This is a genomic window from Streptomyces xylophagus (assembly GCF_000716435.1).
In the GTDB taxonomy this organism is placed as follows: Bacteria; Actinomycetota; Actinomycetes; order Streptomycetales; family Streptomycetaceae; genus Streptomyces; species Streptomyces xylophagus.
The window spans coordinates 195,507-209,995 of record NZ_JNWO01000001.1; the positions used below are offsets into that span (position 1 = coordinate 195,507).

General features: G+C 70.8%; 13 protein-coding genes. 4 read left to right on the forward strand and 9 right to left on the reverse strand.

What is annotated here, in order from left to right; genetic code table 11:
* Positions 1–149: 149 nt before the first annotated feature.
* Positions 150–659 carry a hypothetical protein gene (locus OO70_RS00865; RefSeq protein WP_043662529.1) on the forward strand — a complete coding sequence of 170 codons (510 nt, stop codon included), beginning with the start codon at positions 150–152 and terminating at the stop codon, positions 657–659.
* On the opposite strand, the gene OO70_RS54375 is transcribed toward OO70_RS00865, so the two are convergent.
* Positions 613–750, reverse strand: a complete 138-nt coding sequence (locus OO70_RS54375; RefSeq protein ID WP_158711391.1) for a hypothetical protein — start codon at positions 748–750, stop codon at positions 613–615. The genes OO70_RS00865 and OO70_RS54375 overlap by 47 nt on opposite strands.
* Positions 751–845: 95 nt before the next feature.
* Between OO70_RS54375 and OO70_RS00870 the strand changes: the two genes are divergently transcribed.
* Complete coding sequence (locus tag OO70_RS00870) at positions 846–3,446, forward strand: ATP-binding protein (protein ID WP_043662531.1); 2,601 nt, start codon at positions 846–848, stop codon at positions 3,444–3,446.
* Between the two features lie 102 nt (positions 3,447–3,548).
* Positions 3,549–4,964, forward strand: coding sequence for an FAD-binding oxidoreductase (locus OO70_RS00875; RefSeq protein WP_043662532.1), 1,416 nt, complete (start codon positions 3,549–3,551; stop codon positions 4,962–4,964).
* Positions 4,965–4,989: 25 nt separating this feature from the next.
* On the opposite strand, the gene OO70_RS00880 is transcribed toward OO70_RS00875, so the two are convergent.
* Positions 4,990–5,742, reverse strand: coding sequence for an NPP1 family protein (locus OO70_RS00880; RefSeq protein WP_043663445.1), 753 nt, complete (start codon positions 5,740–5,742; stop codon positions 4,990–4,992).
* A 311-nt stretch (positions 5,743–6,053) separates the two neighbouring features.
* Between OO70_RS00880 and OO70_RS00885 the strand changes: the two genes are divergently transcribed.
* Positions 6,054–7,019, forward strand: coding sequence for a LysR family transcriptional regulator (locus OO70_RS00885; RefSeq protein ID WP_043662534.1), 966 nt, complete (start codon positions 6,054–6,056; stop codon positions 7,017–7,019).
* On the opposite strand, the gene OO70_RS00890 is transcribed toward OO70_RS00885, so the two are convergent.
* From OO70_RS00890 to OO70_RS00920, 7 genes are read right to left on the reverse strand one after another with little or no spacing between them, the layout of a single operon-like run.
* Positions 6,994–8,298: a vWA domain-containing protein gene (locus OO70_RS00890; RefSeq protein WP_043662536.1), complete on the reverse strand. Its 1,305-nt coding sequence runs from the start codon at positions 8,296–8,298 to the stop codon at positions 6,994–6,996. The genes OO70_RS00885 and OO70_RS00890 overlap by 26 nt on opposite strands.
* Positions 8,295–8,918 carry an SRPBCC family protein gene (locus OO70_RS00895; protein WP_043662538.1) on the reverse strand — a complete coding sequence of 208 codons (624 nt, stop codon included), beginning with the start codon at positions 8,916–8,918 and terminating at the stop codon, positions 8,295–8,297. The genes OO70_RS00890 and OO70_RS00895 overlap by 4 nt, the downstream gene beginning before the upstream one ends.
* Positions 8,915–9,808, reverse strand: a complete 894-nt coding sequence (locus OO70_RS00900) for an AAA family ATPase (protein ID WP_043662540.1) — start codon at positions 9,806–9,808, stop codon at positions 8,915–8,917. The genes OO70_RS00895 and OO70_RS00900 overlap by 4 nt, the downstream gene beginning before the upstream one ends.
* Positions 9,805–10,686: an XdhC family protein gene (locus OO70_RS00905; protein WP_043662542.1), complete on the reverse strand. Its 882-nt coding sequence runs from the start codon at positions 10,684–10,686 to the stop codon at positions 9,805–9,807. The genes OO70_RS00900 and OO70_RS00905 overlap by 4 nt, the downstream gene beginning before the upstream one ends.
* A gap of 11 nt (positions 10,687–10,697) precedes the next feature.
* Positions 10,698–13,094 (reverse strand): aerobic carbon-monoxide dehydrogenase large subunit, encoded by a 2,397-nt coding sequence (locus OO70_RS00910; protein ID WP_043662544.1) that lies wholly within the window; start codon positions 13,092–13,094, stop codon positions 10,698–10,700.
* Positions 13,091–13,606, reverse strand: a complete 516-nt coding sequence (locus OO70_RS00915; RefSeq protein ID WP_407702721.1) for a (2Fe-2S)-binding protein — start codon at positions 13,604–13,606, stop codon at positions 13,091–13,093. Before OO70_RS00915 ends, OO70_RS00910 begins: the two co-directional genes overlap by 4 nt.
* Positions 13,603–14,484 carry an FAD binding domain-containing protein gene (locus OO70_RS00920; protein ID WP_043662546.1) on the reverse strand — a complete coding sequence of 294 codons (882 nt, stop codon included), beginning with the start codon at positions 14,482–14,484 and terminating at the stop codon, positions 13,603–13,605. The genes OO70_RS00915 and OO70_RS00920 overlap by 4 nt, the downstream gene beginning before the upstream one ends.
* Between the last annotated feature and the right edge of the window lie 5 nt (positions 14,485–14,489).

Below are 14,489 nucleotides of genomic sequence, written 5' to 3' on the forward strand. Positions count from 1 at the left end.
GCGACCGGAGAAGTCCTGCAGGGCAGGGGTGAGTTGAGAAGTTGTAGGCGAAGGAAAAGAAATCACCAGGACCATTGAGTGGCCGGTTCTCACAGGTCACACTGTGCAGACTTTGCGATGATCGTCAGGGTGCGCGTGTCGGAGGAACCATGAACACAACGGGGACCGCGGAGGTCGCGGTGCGGCACATCCTCAGCGACAAGGTCACGGGAGGCGTCCTCAAACCGAAGACACGCACGATCACCTGGACCTCCGCCCACTACGTGGTCAAGCGACCCCCGTCGGGCAAGCACACCGTGGAACTGACCTGCACCGAGTGCTCGGCGTCCCTGCTGGCCGAGGTGCGCGACCAGTCCTCCACCCGCACGCTCGCGACCATCATGCGCGTCGTCGGGGTGCTGTGTCTGATCGCCTTCGTCACCGCGTTTGCCTACGCCATCCACGAGGGCGGCAAGACCCTCCCCGAGGGGCAGTCGCTGCCGGTCCTCTTCCCCGTCAGCGTCGTCGCCATCTTCGTCACCTTCGTCGCCGCGCCCACGTTCTACGTCCACGGCCGCAACTACAACGGCGTCAGCATGCTCGACGCCCCCAAGCCGCGCCGCAGGCACCAGATCAGGCCGGTGCGGGTGGTGAAACGGGGGCCGCGAACTCCCCGATGAGCCGGGCGAGTTCGGCGGGCCGGTCCAGGGTGACGTCGTACGCCACGGTCCCGGCGGAGAGCTCGATCAACTGCTGTGCTGCCGTGGTCATGTACGCCTCCCGTGAGTGTCCGCACTCAAGAGGCGGCGGCGGGCCGAAGTGTGACATCCGCACACGAGTTCCCCGCGAGTGGCACAATCGACCGCGTGGATTGGGGGATCCTCGAGCGCGAGCCCGAGCTGGCGCGATTGGCTTCGGCCGCACGTGAGGCGGCGGACGGGGCCGGTTCCGTGGCGCTCGTCTTCGGTGAGGCCGGCATCGGCAAGTCGAGCCTGGTGAAGGCCATGCCGGACCGACTGCCCGACCGCACACGCATCCTCCTGGGGCAGTGCGATGATCTCGCCACCCGCCGTCCCCTCGGCCCGTTCCGCGACCTCATCGGCAGCGTCGGCGCCGAACTCGCCCAGGCCGTCATGGAGGGCGGCGACCGCAACCGCGTCTACGAAGCCCTGCAAGGTGAGTTGGCCGGGGTACCGCATCCGTCGGTACTCGTGGTGGAGGACGTCCACTGGGCCGACGAGGCCTCGCTGGACGCCCTGCGCTTTCTGGTCCGGCGGATGGAGCGGCTGCCCGCCGTACTCGTCCTCACCTACCGGGACGACGAGCTGAGCCGCGAGCACCCGCTGCGGCACCTTCTCGGTCAGGTGTCCCAGGCGGACCGCGTGCACCGGCTGCCGCTGGCACGCCTCTCCAAGTCCGCAGTCCACACGCTCAGTTCGGCCAGCAGGCTCGATCCGGCGCAGGTGTACGAGGTGACCTCGGGCAACCCCTTCTTCGTCGCCGAGGTCCTCGCGGCCGGCGGCACCGGGGGAGTGCCCCCGACGGTCGTCGACGCGGTGCTCGCCCGACTGCGCGGACTCGACGCCCGGACTGTGGACGCGCTGGAGCAACTCGCCGTCGTCCCCTCGGCCGTCGAACGGCCCCTCGTCGACACGCTGTTGGCCGACGGCGTCGCAGGGCTCGCCGCCGCCGAGCAGCGCGGACTGCTCACGGTGGCCCCCGAACGGGTTGCGTTCCGCCACGAGTTGATCCGCCGCGCCGTCGTCGACTCTCTACCCGCGGCCCGCCGTATCGACCTCAACCGCGCCGTCCTCGCCGCGCTCGTGGCCCGGCCCGGCTCCGACCCGGCCCGTATCGTCCACCACGCCGCGCAGGCCGGCGACCAGGACGCCATCGCCCGCTACGGCCCCGACGCGGCCCGGGACGCCACGGAGGCCGGTGCCCACCGCGAGGCCGCCGCCCATCTACGGCTCGTGCTGCGGCAGCGGCACCGCTACGCCCCCGCCGAACTCGCCGACCTGCTCGAACGCTACGCCGTCGAGTGCTACACCCTCGCCGACTCAGTCGAGGCCGTCACCGCGCAACGTGACGCCGTGGCCCTGCGCCGCTCCCTCGGCGACACCCTCGCCCTCGGCGCCGATCTGCGCTGGCTGTCCCGCATCCACTGGTGGGCGGGGCATGCGAAGGAGGCACAGGACGCGGCAAAAGAGGCCATCGCCGTCCTCGAACACGCCGGAGACGACCGGCTGTTGGCCCTCGCCCTCAGCAACACCGCCCAGCTGCGCATGCTGTCCGACCGGTACGCCGAGGCCATCGCGCACGGCGAGCGCGCCATCGCCCTGGCCCGGCGCGCGGACGACGCCGCGATCCTGGCCCACGCCCTCAACAACGTGGGTGCCGCCCGCTGGCGCGGCGGAGACCCGGACGGGCGACGGCAGTTGGAGGAGAGCCTCGCCGTGGCGCTCGCCGCAGGGGAGGTCGAACACGCCTGCCGGTCCTACGCCAACATCATCTGGTCCCTCCTCGACAACCTCCAGTACACCGAGGCCGACCTCTTCCTGCCCCCGGCCATGGAACTCGCCGACCGCGCCGAGCACTTGGGGTTCCTCAACTACCTCCACGTCGAGCAGGCCATGCGCCGGCTCGCCGCCGCCGACTGGGAGGACGCCGAGCGGCACGCCGAGTACGGGATGCACGACTTCGTACCGGCCCGCTGTCCCGCGCTGACCGTCCTGGCCCGCGTGCGCGTCCGGTGCGGCAGGCCGGGCGCTGACGAACTCCTCGCACAGGCCTGGGAGATCGCCGTACGGGCCGGGGAGTTGCAGCGCACGGGCCCGGTCGCGGCCGTACGGGCGGAGGCGGCCTGGCTGCGGGGCGACCACGCGGCGGCGGCCGAGGCGGCCGGTCCGGTGCACGCGCAGGCGGGCCGCCTCGCCTACGGGCCGTACCGGGCCGAACTCGGCTACTGGCTCGGCAAGGTGGGGCAGTCCGTGCCCGTCGACGACAGTGATCACCCGTACGCGTTGCAGGCAGCCGGGGAGTGGAAACGGGCCGCGGACCTGTGGCAGCAGGCCGGCTGCCCCTACGAACACGCCGCCGCGCTCGCGGAGAGCCCCGACCCCGCCGACAAACTCACCGCGCTCATCCGACTCGACGCACTCGGCGCCGAACCCCTCGCCCGCCTCCTCCGCGCCGAACTGCGCGACCTCGGCGTCCGCCACATCCCGCGCGGCCCGCACGCGGCGACCCGGGGCAACCCGGCCGGTCTCACGGAACGCCAACTCCAGGTCGTACGCCTGCTGGTGGACGGCCTGACCAACCCGGAGATCGCCGACCGCCTTGTCGTGTCCGTCCGTACCGTCGACAACCACGTGCGAGCCGTACTGGAGAAGCTGGACGCGCCCACCCGACGGCAGGCAGCGGCCCGCGCCACGGAGCTGGGCCTGCTCCCGGGCGGCGAAACGTAGGTACCCGTAGGCGCCGAGGTGGGTGACGCGCACGGATGACCGCGCCGATCCGGTCGAAATAGAACAAGCAGGTCATCCAGAGCACCACGAAACGGGGACCGCATGTCCAGCACACCCGCCCAGGCCGCTCGCCGTGAACTGACCGACTTCACAGGGGAGTTGATCGGCCCGGACGACGCCGCCTATCCGGAGGCCCGCGCCGTCTACAACGCGATGATCGACAAACGGCCCGCGCTGATCGCGCGCTGCGCCGATCCCGACGCCGTGGCCCGCGTGATCGCCTTCGCCCGTGCCCACGACCTGCCCCTCGCGATACGCGGCGGCGGCCACCACGGAGCCGGACTCGGCACCGTCGACGAGGGAGTGGTCGCCGATCTCTCCCCGCTGAAGGACATCCACGTCGACCCCGAGGCCCGTACCGTCCAGGTCGGCGGCGGCTGCGTCTGGGGCGAGGTGGACCGCGCCACCAACGCGCACGGACTCGCCACCCCCAGCGGCATCATCTCCACCACCGGCGTCGGCGGCATCGCCACCGGCGGCGGGCTCGGCCACCTCACCCGCAAGTGCGGCCTGACCATCGACAACCTGCTGGAGGCCGACCTCGTACTGGCCGACGGCAGCCGGGTGCGGGCGAGCGCCGACGAGAACAGCGACCTGTTCTGGGCGGTGAGGGGCGGCGGCGGAAACTTCGGTGTCGTCACCTCGTTCCTGTTCCGGCTGCACGAGATCAGCACGGTCGTCGCCGGACCCACCTTCTGGCCGGTCGAGATCAGCGCCGAAGTCCTCACCGCCTACCGGGAGTTCCTGCCCAACGCCCCCCGTGAACTGACCGCTTTCTTCCTCTACGGCAGCGTGCCGCCCGCCCCGCCGTTCCCCGAGGAGATCCAGCTGCGCAAGACGGCCGGCGTCGTGTGGTGCTACACCGGCGGCGACACCGAGGCCGCCGCGCGGGAGATGGCCCCGCTGCTCGACGCACTGCCCGCACCGCTGCTGCACGCGGCCGGACCGATGCAACACCCGGACATGCAGGGCATGTTCGACGGGCTCTACCCGCCGGGTGACCAGTGGTACTGGCGCGCCGACTTCGTCAACGACATCCCCGACGACGCGGTGGAACTCCACGCCAAGTTCGGGGCGGAGGTGCCGACCCCGCAGTCGACGATGCACCTCTATCCGATCGACGGCGCCGCCCACGACGTCGGCAACGACGAGACCCCGTGGGCCTATCGCGACGCACGCTGGGCGTCCGTCTTCGCCGGCGTCGACAGGGACCCAGCCAACGCCGACCTCATCAAGAGGTGGACCATCGACTACCAGGAGGCCCTGCACCCGTACTCGGCGGGCGGCGCCTACGTGAACATGATGATGGACGAGGGACAGGAACGCGTCCGGGCCAGCTACCGCGGCAACTACGAGCGCCTGGCCCGCATCAAGGCCGACCGTGACCCGGACAACGTCTTCCGCCTCAACCAGAACATCCACCCGGCCCCGAAACCGCGCTACGAGACTCGCCCGTAAGACCAGTTCCGAGGCCGGGCCGGCATCACGCGTTCGGGTCGAACGAGATGCCGGACGGCTCCGCGATGGACAGGGCGTAGTTGAAGTCGCTGTCCCTGATCTTCAGCGTGGCCGAACCGAAGTCGGCGGCCAGGAGCTTGTCCTTGAGGCCGGCCGGGTAGCCGTTCCAGCCCACCAGGCGCGGGTAGAACCAGTTGCCGGTGGCGTTCTCCGCGGGCTCGTCGTTGGTGTTGGCGAAGCGGAAGTCGTGCGAGCCGATGCCGTCCTTGTGGTAGACGATCTTGGGGTGCGTGCCGTCGAAGCGCACCCCCGAGGCCGCCGACACCTGGTAGGCGGAGTGCTGCGACACCGACACGTACTGGACCGTGTTGTCCTTGATCCACACCACGACGTGCTCCCAGTCGTGGGTGTGCCCGATCGCCGCCGGACCCAGGGTGACCTGGTCCTTCTCGAAGTAGCTGGCGTACATGACCGCGCACCAGTCGTTGTTGCACTTCGTCCGCGAGTACGTGTTGGCGTTGTTCAGCTGGGCCATGTCGTGGCAGTGCCCGTTGACGTCACCACCGAGCTTCAGCCCGGGGTTGATGGTGCCGTCCAGACCGATGGCGGCCGTGGCGTAGCAGCCGTCGCCGTCGTAGTCGTAGGCCGGGGAGAACGTCTGCTCCAGGCCGTCGGCGTTCTGCGGAAGCAGAGTAAGTACGTTGGCCTGGGCGGCTGTTGCCTGCCCGACGACGAGGGCCAGCGCACCGAGGACGGTGACGACGGCGGAGCGGCGCAGGCGCCGGCCGCGGGACTTCGGGGCTCTTGTCGGGCTGTCGGTGGGGGGTGTCAGTTCGGGCACGCCGACTCCAGTTCTTGGCGGTGGGGGCGCTACTGGCTGCGCCAGGTCCAGACCATCGCAGGCCGGTGTGTGCACGTCAACACCCTTGCGGTGTACGGGCTTTGGCGGACCGCTGAACTCTCCCACCTGTGTTTTTCCTGTGTCCCTGTGGCTCTCGGCGCGACCATGGCCCTCGGCGAACAGGTGCGCTAATTTGAGGTCCACGGCACAGGTGAATGGGCACCCGTGGTGAGTGCGGGAGGTTCTGGTTGACCCCGGCACAGCTTCGGGCCTTCGCGGCGACCGTCCGCCTCGGTTCCGTGAAGGCCGCCGCGGCCGATCTCGCCGTGACGGAGTCGGCCGTGTCGATCCACATCGCGCATCTGCGCAGGGAACTCGGCGACAAGCTCTTCGCCCGCACGGTCAACGGGCTGGCTTTCACCCCCGGCGGGCTGCGGCTGGCCAGCCGGGCCGCCGAGATGCTGGGACTGCAGGACCAGACGATCCTCGAGGTGAAGCAGGCCGGCTCCGGCCGGCGACTGCTGCGGGTCGCCGCGTCGAGCCTCTTCGCCGAACACGCCGCACCCGGCCTGATCGAACTGTTCGCGGGGCGCGCGGACGACCTCGACGTCGAACTCAGTGTGCACAGCCCGCAGAACTTCCCCTCCCTGCTGCTCAACCGCTCCGTCGATGTGGCGATCGGGCCCCGCCCCGCCACCCTCGACGAGACGATGACCTGCACGCACTTCCTCAACTACCAGGTCATCGCCGTCGTAGGGCCCGATCATCCGCTCGCGACGGGGGCCGGGGCGAGTGCGGGCGCGGCTGAACTGCGGGGGCAGACCTGGCTGTTGGGGCCCTCGGCGGTCGGGCGGACGGGGATGGTGCCGTCGGTGCTGCGGCGGCTGGGAATCCCGGAACACAACCAGCGGATCTTTCAGAGTCATGCCGCGTCGGTCGACGAGGCCAAGCGGGGCAAGGGAGTTGCTCTCGCGGTCGCCTTCGCTGTGACCAAGGATCTGGCCGAGGGGGATCTCCGTCGGCTGAACGGGCCCCAACTGCCCGCGCGTGGTTCGTGGAACCTGCTCACCCTTCCCGATCGTGAAGCGCCGGCCGCTGCCGCGGAGTTGCGGCGGTTTGTCACTACGCCGCGGGCCACGCAGGCGATGCTGCGTGGGGCGGGGGTTACGGCGGGGCGGTTCCGGCCGGCTATTCATGTGACGTTGTGGAGTTGAGGGCGTAGTTCTTCGCCTGCGGGCCGGTGGGGGCTTGTCGCGCAGTTCCCCGCGCCCCTGGGAGGCGCGCTTCGCGCGGCCTCCCGAGCTTTGCGATCTCGGCCGGTACCCGTAACAGCGCGCCGAAACTGTCTGCCGGCAGGAGTAGGTCGATGTGCGGGAGGGCTGCCGTCATCGTCGTCGTGCGGGGGGCGAAACCGGGGGCCGCGGCCCGGGGGTTGAGCCAGATCACGGTGTGGGCGCGGCGTCGTAGCCTGGCCATGACTCTGGCCAGTTTGTCCGGCGGATCGCCGTCCCAGCCGTCCGAGGCGATCAGTACGACCGCGCCGCGCAGGGCGCCGCCGTGGTGCGAGGTGAGGAGTGTGCCCAGGCAGTGGGCGATGCGGGTGCCGCCGAACCGGTCGGTGACCCGCTCCGTCGCCTCGCCGAACGCCTCCTGCGCCGAGCGGCGCGCGAGCACCGTGGTGAGCCGGGTCAAGGACGTGGCGAATGCGAAGACCTCGGCATGCGTCGTCAGCGCGAGGGCCCGCATCAGATGCAGATACGCCACCGCCTGCGCCTGCATCGACCGGCTCACGTCACACAGCACGACGACACGGCGCGGCCGGTCCACCGGTCCCGCCCGGACCAGCCGTACCGGCTCCCAGCCGGTGCGCCGGGCCCGGGCCACCGTCTCCCGCAGCGCCACCCGATGACCGCCCGCCCGCACGGAGTGGCGCCGCGTACGACGCACCGGCCACTCCCGCAGCCGCGCTTCGAGCCAGCGACCGAGCAACTCGGCCTCCTCGGGGCTGAGTTCCCCGAACGGTGTGTCCACCGAGGCCGCCAGCTCGCTCGGCAGGCGCTCGGGCACGGTCAGGGCGCGGTCCGCACGGTGGTCGGCAGCGTCCACGGCGGGCGGCAGGGTCACCCACGGCAGACCGGCACCGCCGACAGGGGCCCCGGGAGGAGCACCGGCAGGAGTCCGGTCCCGTCCGTCGGCCCCCGCGCCGTGCCCGTTGCGGCGCGCGTTCGGGTCGAGAGCGAGCACGGACTGTCCGAAGACCGCGTCGAAGACCTGGTCGAAGCGGGCCAGTTCGGGATGGTCGCGTACTAGGGTGACGCGAGCCGTCCAGTACAGCGCCGTCCGTGTCCCGGGCGGGGCCGCGGCGAGCGCGTGCACGAAGTCCCGGGTGGCGGTCAGGCCCACCGGCACGCCGTGCTCCCTGAGCCGGGCGGCCAGCGCGGTGGCGAAGGCGGCCCGGTCGACGGCGGGCAGCAGCGGGCCAGTTGGTGTCATCGGACCAGCAGATAGACCACCACTGCGATGACGACGGCCGCGACGACTGCGGGGATCAGCCGCTTGTACACCGACGCACCGGCCACCTGCATCAGGTCCAGCGGCGCAGTCGGCGCCGACTGCGCCACGGGTGCCGTCGGGACCGCCTGCGCTTCCGGTTCCGCCTCCGGTTCCTGCGTCGCCAGCAACTGCGTCTCCACGTTCGCCACGAACTGGGCGAACAGCTTCTCCGAGATCTCCTTGATCATGCCGCTGCCGAACTGGGCCAGCCTGCCGCTGATGTTGAGGTCGGTGCTGACCGTCACGACCGTGCCCGCGCCCTCGCCGCGCAGCCGGGCGTCGACCGTCGCGGACGCGTTGCCGCCCCCGCGCATGTCCTTGCCGGCCGCGCTGATCACGGCGTGGTGGGCGGCCTCGTCCCGTTCCACGAAGCGTGCGGTGCCCGCGAACTGGCTGACCATGGGCCCGACTTTGACTTTGACCTTTCCCCGGTGGACTTCGCCGTCGACGCCGGTGAGTTCGGCGCCGGGCATGCACGGGGCGAGGGCCTCCAGATCGGTGAGCGCCTGCCACGCCCGGTCGACCGGCACGCCGACGCTGAACTCGTTGTCGATCTTCATGGTCTCCTCGCTTCTTCGGGATAGCCGAGTGCGTCGAGGGCCCCGACCACGGCTGTGCGGTCGTCGGGGCTCTTGGCGACCGTGCTGAGCGTGCGGACGATGTCGTCGCGGGCCAGCCGTGCGACCCGCAGGGCCGCGAGGGCGGAGACCCAGTCGATCGCCTCCGCCATGCCTGGTGGCTTGTCGAGGTCCAACTCCCGTACCCGGCCGATGAATTGGGTCGTCGACGCGATCAGCGGCTCGTTCGCGGCCGGTACCGTGCGGCGCAGGATCTCCGCCGTGCGTTCGGGCGTGGGGAAGTCGATCCAGTGGTAGAGGCAGCGCCGGCGCAGCGCGTCGTGGAGCTCCCGGCTGCGGTTCGAGGTCAGCACCACGACGGGCGGCCGTATGGCGGTGAAGGTGCCCAACTCCGGGATGCTGATGGACCGTTCGCCCAGGAACTCGAAGAGCAGCGCCTCGAACTCGTCGTCGGCCCGGTCGATCTCGTCGATCAACAGCACGGGCGGCTGCGGACCTTGATGGCGTACCGCCCGCAAGAGGGGCCGGTCGAGCAGGAAGTCCTCGGTGAACAGGTCGGCGTCGGACAGCTCCCGCCCGTGCGCCTCGGTGAGCCGGACGGCGAGCAGTTGGCGCTGGTAGTTCCACTCGTACAGCGCCTCGCCCGCCGTCAGCCCCTCGTAGCACTGCAGCCGGATCAACGAGGTGTCCAGTGCCTTGGCGAGGGCCTTCGCGGCACTCGTCTTGCCCACGCCGGGCTCGCCCTCCAACAGCAGCGGCCGGTCGAGCAGGGTGGCGAGGAGGAGGGCGGTCGCCGTGCCGTCGTCGACGAAGTGGCCGGCCTCGTCGAGCCGCCGCCGTACGTCATCGGCGTCCGTGAACAGTCCGCTCACCCGGTGGCCCGCCCACCCGCGGACCAGTGGTCCCGGCAGCCCGTCCCGCAGAACCAGAACTCGCCCTCCCCAGTGGCGAGATGGGGTGTGTCGGCGCGCACGGTGACGGTCATCCCGCACACCGGGTCCACGGCCTGAGAAGGGCGCTCGGGCACGGGTGCCTTCGACGTGTGTACGACCCGCACCACGTCCGCGAGGATCGACAGCGCGATCTCGGCCGGCGTACGGGCGCCGATGTCCAGCCCGGCCGGAGCCTGCACACGGGCCCGTTCCGCGTCGGTCAGGCCGAGTTCGTCGAGGAGGGCGGCGGCGCGGCGATGACTGGCGACCAGCGCGATGTGCCCGACGCCCGCGTCGAGGGCGGCGCGCAGGGACTCCGCGTCGCCGTGACCCTGCCCGGCCACGATCACGGCGGCGGTGTGCTCGCTGGGCGGTCCTTCGGGCAGCGAGCGGGCCGTGGCGTAGCCGAGCAGGCCGGCGAACGCGACGCAGGCCTCCGCGACGGGCGTGGTCCCGACGATCTCGATCAGCGGCGGCGGCAGCACCGGCTCCAGGAAGATCTCCAACGCCCCGCCGGACAGGCAGGGGTTGACCACGACCCGCGCCCCGGGTGTCTCCGGGAACTCGGCGTCCCCCTGCGGCAGGACGCGCAGCAGCAGCGGTCCGCCGTCGTGCAGGGCGCCCAGCGCGGCCGTACGCACCGACCCCTCGGCGCACTGGCCGCCGACGAAGCCGTCGATGGTGCCGTCGCCGTGCACGATGGCCTCGTCGCCGGGGTGTGCCGAGGCGGGCGCCTGGGCGCGGACCACGCGTGCGTGGACGAACGGCACGCGCCGCTCGGTGAGTTCGAGCGCGCGGGCACTCAACTTGCCGGTCATCACAGCCACCTTCAGATCGGCGGAGTCGGTCGGCCCTGCATCGCCTCCCACACCCGCGAGGGCGTGAGGGGCATGTCCGCGTGCCGGATGCCGTACGGCTTCAGGGCGTCGACCACCGCGTTGACGATCGCGGGCGGCGAGCCGACCGTCGCGGACTCGCCGACCCCCTTGGCGCCGATGGGGTGGTGCGGGGAGGGTGTGACGGTGAACCCGGTCTCCCAGTCGGGGACTTCGAGCGAGGTCGGGATCAGATAGTCCATCAGCGAACCGCTGAGACAGTTGCCGTCCTCGTCGAAGGAGATCATCTCCATCAGCGCCATGCCGACCCCGTCCGTGAGCCCGCCGTGCACCTGCCCCTCGATGATCATCGGGTTGATGCGGGTGCCGCAGTCGTCGACCGCGACGAAGCGGCGGACGGTCACCTTCGCGGTACCCGGATCGATGTCGACGACGCAGATGTAGGCGCCGTGCGGATAGGTGAGGTTCTCCGGGTTGTAGCAGATCTGCGCTTCCAGCCCGCCCTCCACTCCCTCGGGCAGGTCGCCCGCGCCGTGTGCCCGCATCGCGATGGCCTGGATGGTGACCGAGGCCTCCGGGTCGCCCGCGACATGGAAGGAACCCTTCTCCCACTCCAGGTCGGCGACCGACACCTCCAGCATCCCGGAGGCGATCAGCCGTGCCTTGTCCCGCACCTTGCGGGCGACCAGCGCGGCGGCGGCGCCCGAGACGGGGGTGGAGCGGCTGCCGTAGGTGCCGAGACCGAAGGGCGTCTGGTCGGTGTCGCCGTGTACGACGTCGATGTCCTGCGGCGGGATGCCGAGTTCCTCGGCGACGATCTGCGCGAACGTCGTCTCGTGCCCCTGCCCCTGCGACTGCACCGAGAGCCGTACGACCGCCTTACCGGTCGGATGCACCCGCAGTTCGCAGCCGTCGGCCATGCCGAGGCCGAGGATGTCCATGTCCTTGCGGGGCCCGGCACCGACCGCCTCGGTGAAGAACGAGACGCCGATGCCCATGAGTTCACCGCGGGCCCGCTTCTCGGCCTGCTCGGCACGCAGCGCGTCGTAGCCGGCGAGTTCCTTGGCCAGTTCCATGGTGGGCGCGTAGTTGCCGGAGTCGTAGACCCAGCCCGTCTTGGTGCGGAAGGGGAACTGTTCGGGCCGGATGAAGTTCTTCATCCTCAACTCGACCGGGTCCATGGCGAGTTCGTACGCGAGACAGTCCACGATCCGCTCGATGAGGTACACGGCCTCGGTGATGCGGAACGAGCAGGCGTAAGCGACCCCGCCCGGCGCCTTGTTGGTGTAGACGGCGGTCATCTTGCAGTGGGCGGCCTCGATGTCGTAGCTGCCGGTGAAGACACCGAAGAAGCCGGCCGGGTACTTCACGGGGGCGGCCGTGCCGTTGAACGCGCCGTGGTCGGCGAGGACTTGGGTGCGGACGGCGAGGATGCGGCCGTCGCGGGTGGCCGCGATCTCGCCGCGCATCACGTAGTCGCGGGCGAAGCCGGTGCTGATGAGGTTCTCCGCGCGGTCCTCCATCCACTTCACCGGTTTGCCGGTCAGCAGCGAGCCGACGATCGCGCACACGTAACCCGGGTAGATCGGCACCTTGTTGCCGAAGCCGCCGCCGATGTCGGGGGAGATCACCCGGATCTTGTGCTCGGGCAGCCCGGCGACGATCGCGTAGAGGGTGCGGTGGGCGTGTGGGGCCTGGGTGGTGGACCAGAGGGTCAGTCGGCCGTCGACCTGGTCGAAGTCCGCGACCGCGCCGCATGTCTCCATCGGTGCCGGGTGCACGCGCGGGTAGACGATGTCCTCGGTGACCACGACGTCCGCGCGGGCGAAGACGGCCTCGGTCTCGGCCTCGTCGCCGGTCTCCCAGTCGAAGCAGTGGTTGTCGGCCTTGCCCTCCAGGTCGTCGCGGATGACGGGCGCGTCGGGGGAGAGGGCGGTGCGGACGTCGATCACCGGGTCCAGCGGCTCGTACTCGACGTCGATCAACTCCAGGGCGTCCCGGGCCGCGTAGCGGTCTTCCGCTACGACGAAGGCGACCTCCTGGCCCTGGAAGCGGACCTTGTCGGTGGCCAGGACCGCCTGCACGTCGTTCGAGAGGGTCGGCATCCACGCCAGGCCCTTCTCGGCGAGCATGGCGCCGGTGACGACCAGGCGGACCTTCGGGTGGGCCTCGGCGAGAGTGGTGTCGACGGAGAGGACGCGGGCGTGCGCGAACGGCGAGCGCAGGATGGCCAGATGGAGCATGCCGGGCAGGTCGAGGTCGTCGACGTAGCGGCCCTTGCCGCGGACGAAGCGCGGGTCCTCCTTGCGGAGCATGCGACCGTGCCCGCAGGGCTTCTTGTCGTTGTCGACGAACGCGGTGCGGTGGCCGTTCTCGGAGACGGCGGTCATGACGCGCTCCCCGAAGTGGCCTGGGTTTCCAGGGACGTTCGGGTCCCGGCCTCCTCCGCCGCCGCCCACCGGACGGAGCGGACGATGGTCGCGTAGCCGGTGCAGCGGCAGATCTGCCCGGAGATCGCCTCCCGGATCTCCGTGTCGGAGGGGTCGGGGTTGCGGTCCAGCAGCGCACGCGCGGTCATCATCATGCCGGGTGTGCAGAAGCCGCACTGCAGACCGTGGCACTCGACGAATCCGCGCTGTACCGGGTCGAGTTCACCGTTCTGTTCGAGTCCCTCGACCGTGCGTACCTCGTGCCCGCCCGCCATCGCGGCAAGGACCGTGCAGGACTTGACCGGTTCGCCGTCCAACCACACCACGCACGTACCGCAGTTGCTGGTGTCGCATCCCCAGTGGGTGCCGGTGAGCCGGAGGTGGTCGCGCAGGAAGTGGACCAGCAGCAGCCGCCCCTCTATCTCCCGGGTGACCTCTTCGCCGTTGACCGTCATGCTGACCTGCACGATCACACCTCCTGTCCGTCGATGCGGGCCACGGCCCGGCGCAGCACGCGCACGGTCAACTCCCGTGCCAGATGGCGCTTGTACTCGGCGCTGCCGCGCCGGTCGGTCACGGGGGAGCAGGCCTCGGCGGCGATGTCCCCGGCCCGTCCGTACAGTTCCTCGGTCGGGTGCCGGCCGCGCAGGGCGTCGGCGATGCCGGGGATGCCCGCGGTGTTCGGGCCCACGGCGGCGAGTCCCACCCGGGCGTCGGCGATCAGTCCGTCGCCGTCCAGCCAGACCGCGGCACCGGCAGACACCACCGCCCAGTCACCGGCCCGCCGTTCGACCTTCTCGTACGCGCTGGACCCGTTCGGGCGGACCGGGATGCGGACCTCGGTGAGGATCTCCGCGTCGCCCACGGCGGTCTCGTACGGTCCGCGGTGGAAGTCCTCCATGGACACCACCCGTTCGCCGTCCATGCCCTGGATCACGCAGCTCGCGTCGAGCGTCGTGCACACCGCGGAGAGATCCTCGGACGGGTCGGCCTGGCAGAGGGAGCCGCCGAGCGTGCCCCGGTTGCGCACCACCGGGTCGGCGATGACGCGCTCGGCGTCGCGGAACACCGGGAAGGCGGCGGCGAGTTCGTCGGACTCCAGGAGCTCGCGGTGGCGGGTCATCGCGCCGATGCGGATCAGCCCGGGTTCGACGCGGACGTAACCCAGTTCGTCGTGCAGGTCGTTGATGTCGATCAGGTACTCGAAGTTGGCCAGCCGCAACTTCATCATCGGGATCAGACTGTGCCCGCCGGCCACCAGCCGTGCCGTGTCGCCCAGCCGGTCGAGCAGCGCGACCGCCTCGCTCACGCTGCCGACCCGCTGGTACTCGAACGGAGCGGGAACCTGCATACCGC